Origin of the sequence: Mesonia sp. HuA40 (genome assembly GCF_008017835.1) — a bacterium.
Lineage (GTDB): Bacteria > Bacteroidota > Bacteroidia > Flavobacteriales > Flavobacteriaceae > Mesonia.
In genome coordinates, this window is sequence record NZ_VRLT01000058.1 from 1 (window position 1) to 1,905 (window position 1,905).

At 32.1% G+C, this 1,905-nt stretch carries 1 protein-coding gene; it reads left to right on the forward strand.

All coding sequences use genetic code 11. From position 1 onward, the window contains the following. The first annotated feature begins 920 nt into the window (after positions 1–920). Positions 921–1,466, forward strand: a complete 546-nt coding sequence (locus FT993_RS09710) for a hypothetical protein (RefSeq protein ID WP_147862357.1) — start codon at positions 921–923, stop codon at positions 1,464–1,466. Positions 1,467–1,905 lie beyond the last annotated feature (439 nt).

Consider the following 1,905-nt stretch of genomic DNA (forward strand, 5'->3'; position numbering starts at 1 on the left):
TATTAAAATCTACGTTTTTTGAATAAATCAGCGCATTGCCGAATAAAAAAGTGGACGGAAAAAGAGTAAAGCGGAAAATAATTATTTGGACGGCAAAGCAGAACTTTCCAAGCAGAACGTGTCGCTACTTTAGGTAACAACGGCTATAATTCATTGCGGCGGAATTTTCTACCGAAAATTCCATCCTTTTTTCTATCTTTGAGCTACAACGGAATAAATCCTGCGTATTTTTCCGCAACGAAATCATAGCCAAAGCCGTTACAGCTAAGTTAAGCCGTTGGTTTTTAAAATCCTCTCTCCTATTTTGATATTCAAGTATTTTAAGAAAGAAAATATCAGAATCGAAAAAATCACTCAGAAAATAGGACTGAATTCTGTCGCTTGCTAAATGGAATTTGTACTAAGATTTAAGACGAGCTCGCCAAAAGATCTGGAATTGAAAATCGCTACGGAGAAAATCAGAAAATCAGCCAAACGGATTTTTACCTGGAGAATAATAACGAGCTAAACGAAATCGGTTAATTTGAAAATCCATATGAAAATATGACTTATGCTGAATCATCGAATTTAGGAATTAATGAAATCAATCTTTGAAAATACAAAACGATGAAAAGCCAAGCGCGCCGAAAAAAATTACTTTTTTAGAGGATTTTATGTTGAATAGAAATGTTGAACCTGAGTTAAATCAAAATAAAAAACCTAGCTGTAACACTATGTATAAGTAATAGCGAAGTCTGTGTTGAAAAACGAAAATTAAGTTATAAATTTATGGCTTTAGAAATTAGAAAAGTTTCGAGCTAAAATCTCGCTACTACTCATACACAAAACCGTTGTGGTGCATTTAAAAACTGACATTTGCGAAAACATTGAGGTTTGAAAAATCATAAAATCTATAAGAAAAAAACTAACTGAATTAACCAATGAACAACAGAACACTTGAACAACAGCGGATTGAATTTATCAATCAAAAATTTCTTGCTACACCATTAGCTGGTTTGATTATCTGGACTATAATTGGATTAATCGGAATCTTTTTTTCTGACTTTATAGCAGTTTGGTCAATTTTTATTGGAACCGGAAGTATTGTATATCTAGGTCTGCTTCTCTCAAAATTCACAGGTGAAAATTTCCTAGATAAAAGTAAACCGAAAAACGAATTCGACACTCTTTTTCTTTTTACGGCTGGACAAGCGATACTTGTCTATTCAATTGCAATACCATTTTTTCTGGTTGACTATTCTTCTCTTCCAATGACTGTAGGAATTCTGACTGGATTAATGTGGTTGCCATTTTCTTGGATTATAAAACATTGGGTTGGAATTTTTCACACCTTGACTAGAATCATTACAGTTCTAACTCTTTGGTATCTTTTACCCGAATATAGGTTTATAGCTATTCCTTTTGCAATTGTTTTAATTTATGTCATTACATTAATAATCTTAAAAAACAGAAAGAAAACTGAATAAAAACGACACCACAACAATGTATAACCGCAATTACGGCGGATTCGACTACGTCCGAATCCACTCGGAATTGCTAACGTCTGTGCTAAACCGAAAAATTTGCGTACTTTAACCCGTAACTGACGGTTATACGAGACCGTTACATACAATGGCTCGGAATAAAAAGCAGAACGTGCAAATAATTTTTCTGACTGATTGAAAAACCTGAGAAAAAAAATAAATCATTTTTTTATTAAAAACAACTGACTTAAAATGCAATCTGCGAGATTGAAAAAGCATTACACGGAATGAAAAGCACAACGCTGAAAAAAATTGAATAAAACAATATCCTTCAAAATAATAAAAATCGAATTAAAAAATTAAGCGGAATTAAGGTCAAATCAAAAATTTGAAGTAAACGAAAAAAGATATTAAAATCTACGTTTTAAAAATAAATGAGAAA